The sequence below is a fragment of the Actinotalea ferrariae genome (assembly GCF_019733465.1).
GTDB lineage: Bacteria > Actinomycetota > Actinomycetes > Actinomycetales > Cellulomonadaceae > Actinotalea > Actinotalea ferrariae_A.
Window position 1 is genome coordinate 1 of sequence record NZ_JACVQL010000165.1, and the last position, 3869, is coordinate 3869.

Annotated in this window: 3 protein-coding genes and 1 pseudogene; 1 reads left to right on the forward strand and 3 read right to left on the reverse strand. The window is 75.7% G+C overall.

Going from position 1 to position 3869, the window contains the following annotated elements; genetic code table 11:
* Positions 1 to 873, reverse strand: an 873-nt coding sequence (locus ICW40_RS13200; RefSeq protein ID WP_221654480.1) for a nucleotidyltransferase family protein, incomplete at its 3' end; no start/stop codon positions are given.
* Positions 874 to 1045: 172 nt separating this feature from the next.
* Between ICW40_RS13200 and ICW40_RS13205 the strand changes: the two genes are divergently transcribed.
* Positions 1046 to 1822 (forward strand): type 1 glutamine amidotransferase, encoded by a 777-nt coding sequence (locus ICW40_RS13205; protein WP_308121792.1) that lies wholly within the window; start codon positions 1046 to 1048, stop codon positions 1820 to 1822.
* 15 nt (positions 1823 to 1837) lie between these two features.
* On the opposite strand, the gene ICW40_RS13210 is transcribed toward ICW40_RS13205, so the two are convergent.
* Together ICW40_RS13210 and ICW40_RS13215 are read right to left on the reverse strand one after the other, a co-directional pair.
* Positions 1838 to 3490 (reverse strand): DNA repair helicase XPB, encoded by a 1653-nt coding sequence (locus ICW40_RS13210; RefSeq protein ID WP_221654481.1) that lies wholly within the window; start codon positions 3488 to 3490, stop codon positions 1838 to 1840.
* Positions 3487 to 3869: pseudogene (locus ICW40_RS13215) on the reverse strand (hypothetical protein); the annotation flags it as partial. The pseudogene ICW40_RS13215 and the gene ICW40_RS13210, both read right to left, overlap by 4 nt.

A 3869-nucleotide genomic window follows, 5' to 3' on the forward strand; every position in this document is an offset into this window, starting at 1 on the left:
TCCCAGGAGCGCACGCACGACGTCGGCCGGCACGTCCGCGCCGAGCACGGTGCGGCTGCGGCCGAGCACGAGGCCGACCGCATGCGGCACGCCCCACGCGCGCGCGACGGCGACGACGGCGTCCCAGTCGACCGCGTCGGCGACGCTGAGCGCGACGTCGAGGAGCCACACGAGCCGGCCGGCTCCCGACCCGGCCGCGTGCAGGCAGAGGTGGACCAGACGCTCGGCCGGGGCGAGGGCGGGCACGTCGCCCGCCGACGTCGGGACCGGGACGCGGCCCGCGAGCAGCGGCGCGGTCGCGACGCGGGACCTCGTGCGTCGTTCGCGGCGGTTCACGAGCGTCCAGTGCAGGTCGACCATGGTGCCCAGGGGTGCGCGGACGTTCACCTCGCCCGGCGTGCGCTCGCGCAGGAGGGCGAAGTTGCGGTCCAGCAGCACCGCACCCGCGCCGCTGAGCGCACGCAGGGCGTCCGCGAACCGGGCGGGCGGCACGAGGAGGTCGAGGTCCGTGAACGGCCGGACGTCGCCGCGTCGCTCGTGCAGCGCCGCGACCACCGGGCCCTTGACGCACGCCCACGGGATCCCGGCGACGTCGAGCGCGTCACCGCACGTCCGCAGGTCCGCGCCGAGCGCGATCTGGTAGCTCACGGCAGCGCGGCGCTCGCGGGTCGCGCGGTCCACGAGCGCCGCCGGCAGCCCCGCGACCCGGTCGGCCCGCGGCGCGAGGTAGGTCCAGCCGCGGTGCGCGTCGAGCAGGCGGACGAGCCGCGCCGCGTCCCCGGCGCTGGTCACCGCGGGCGCATCCGACGTGGCGACGCCGGACGTGCCGGCCGCGTCGCGGAAGAGCCGGCACACGACGTCGTCCGCGCTCACCCCGTCGGCTCCTTCCGGCTGTGCCCTCGCCTGACCCGGCTGCGTCGCATGCCCTCGTGCCGCGCGCGCCCCCTCGTCACGCAGTCGCGGTCAGGCTAGCGGCGACCCCGTTCGGGCGAACGGCGGGATCCGGTGATGGCGACCTTGGACGCGCTCCCAATACAGTCGCGCCGTGATCCTCACCGTCATCGAGCACATGGCCTCGTGCCCGCTGGACCGCTTCGCGGGCTGGCTCGCGGAGACGCAGCCCCTCGAGATCCGCACGGTCCGCGCGTGGGCCGGCGACGCGATCCCGTCCGTCGACGAGGTCGGCGACGGCCTCCTCGTGCTGGGCGGCCAGGGCAACGCGTACGACGACGCCGGCTCGCCGTGGCTGCCCGCGACGCGCGCGCTGCTCGCCGCCGCGGCCACCGCCGGCGTCCCGACGCTCGGCATCTGCCTCGGCGCGCAGCTCCTCGCGGTCGCGACCGGCGGACGGGTCCAGGTCGCGGCGCCCCCCGGACGCGAGACGGGCGTCATCGACGTGCACCCCCGGCCCGACGCGGCGCGGGACCAGCTGGTCGGCCACCTCGCGGCGGACGTGCCGGCCGACCACCCGCTCGCGGGCGGCGTGCTGCTCGCCATGCCGTCCATGCACGCCGACGCCGTGGTCGACCTGCCGGACGGCGCGGTGTGGCTCGCGTCGTCGCGGCTCTACCCGTACCAGGCGTTCCGCGTCGGCGAGGCGGCGTGGGGCCTGCAGTTCCACCCCGAGGCCTCGCGCGCGACGTTCGCCGCGTGGGCCGAGGAGCTGGCGGACGTCGACGCCGTCGCCGCGCTCGCCGAGTACGACGCGCGTGCGGACCAGGTCGAGGCGGGCGGCCGCGCCGTCGCGCACCGATTCGCGGAGCTGGTCCGCCGCCGGCACGCCGGCCTGCCCCTCGCGGCGGAGCCCGCCCTCCTGCCCTGACCCGGCGGGCCGGGGTCAGCCGGTGACGAGGTCCTCGGCGTCGACTATCCGGTACGCGTAACCCTGCTCGGCGAGGAACCGCTGGCGGTGGGCGGCGAACTCCTGGTCGACCGTGTCGCGCGAGACGACGGCGTAGAAGTGCGCCGTGCGGCCGTCGGCCTTCGGCCGCATGATCCGGCCGAGGCGCTGGGCCTCCTCCTGACGCGACCCGAACGAGCCGCTGACCTGGATCGCGACGGCGGCCTCGGGCAGGTCGACCGAGAAGTTCGCGACCTTGCTCACGACGAGCCGCGTGATCTCGCCGGTCCGGAACGCCGCGAACAGCCGCTCGCGCTCGCGGACCGTCGTCGCGCCCGTGATGAGGGGTGCGTCGAGGTGGTCGGAGAGCATCTCGAGCTGGTCGAGGTACTGACCGATGACGAGCACCTGGTCGTCGGGGTGCTGGGCGACGAGCTGCTCGACGACCCGGTTCTTGCCGGCCGCGCTCGCCGCGAGGCGGTACTTCTCCTCGGGCTCGGCGGTCGCGTAGGCGAGCCGGTCGGCGTCGGGCAGCGTGAGACGGACCTCGACGCAGTCCGCGGGCGCGATGTAGCCCTGCGCCTCGATGTCCTTCCACGGCGCGTCGAACCGCTTGGGCCCGATGAGCGAGAACACCTCGTCCTCGCGGCCGTCCTCGCGCACGAGCGTCGCGGTCAGGCCGAGGCGTCGGCGCGCCTGCAGGTCCGCCGTCATCCGGAAGATCGGCGCCGGCAGCAGGTGGACCTCGTCGTAGAGGACGAGGCCCCAGTCGCGCGCGTCGAGCAGCTCGAGGTGCGTGTAGACGCCCTTCCGGCGCGTCGTCAGCACCTGGTAGGTCGCGATCGTGACGGGCCGGATCTCCTTGCGCGCACCGGAGTACTCGCCGATCTCGTCCTCGGTGAGCGTCGTGCGGCGCAGCAGCTCGTCGCGCCACTGCCGGGCCGAGACCGTGTTGGTGACGAGGATGAGCGTCGTCGTCTTGGACCGGGCCATCGCGCCCGCGCCGACGATCGTCTTGCCGGCGCCGCACGGGAGCACGACGACGCCGCTGCCGCCGTGCCAGAAGCCCTCGACGGCCTGCTGCTGGTAGGGCCGCATCGCCCAGCCGTCCTCGTCGAGGTCGATCGGGTGCGCCTCGCCGTCGACGTACCCGGCGAGGTCCTCGACCGGCCAGCCGAGCTTGAGCAGCACCTGCTTGAGGTGCCCGCGCTCGCTCGCGTGCACGACGACGTCGTCCGCGTCGATCCGGGTGCCGACCAGGCCGGCCGTCTTGCGCGAGCGCAGGACCTCCTCGAGCACCGCGCGGTCGAGCGCGTGCAGCACGAGGCCGTGCGTCGGGTGGCTGACGAGCTGGAGCCGGCCGTAGCGCGCCATGGTCTCGGCGACGTCGACGAGCAGCGCGTGCGGCACGGGGTAGCGCGAGTACTCGAGCAGCACCGCGACGACCTGCTCGGCGTCGTGGCCCGCGGCGCGCGCGTTCCACAGGCCGAGCGGCGTCAGGCGGTAGGTGTGCACGTGCTCGGGCGCGCGCTCGAGCTCCGCGAACGGGGCGATCGCGCGCCGGCACGCGGCGGCGTCGGGGTGGTCGATCTCGAGCAGGAGCGTCTTGTCGCTCTGCACGATCAGCGGCCCGGGGGCGCCCTCGGTCATCGGTCTCCTCCGGTGGGGGTGACGCCGGCGATGCGGTGCACGGCGACGGTGAGCTCGGCCTCGCGGTCGGGGTCGATGGCTCGGACCCGTCCCGCGTCGACGCGCACCGGGCGGACCCGGCGGCGGGTGGAGCCTCCGTTCGGCCCGACGATGTCGAGCCACACCTCGCGACCTTCCGCGACGGCCTCCCGCAGGAGGGCCAACGCGAGCACGGGGTCCGGTGTTCCCTGGTCCGCGTCGACGCCCGTCCCCGTCCAGGTCGTGACGTCACCCGCCGGCCGGCCGGCGAGCAGCTCGGCGTCGGCCGCCTGCGCCGCGGCGGTCACCTCGCGCCGGTGCGCCGCGAGCACGTCCTTGGCGATGCGCCGCAGCCGGCGGT

What these genes read in the sequence shown, in the direction of transcription:
- ICW40_RS13210 (WP_221654481.1), bottom strand. Translation starts at nt 3,490, where the DNA reads ATGACCGAGGGCGCCCCCGGGCCGCTGATCGTGCAGAGCGACAAGACG.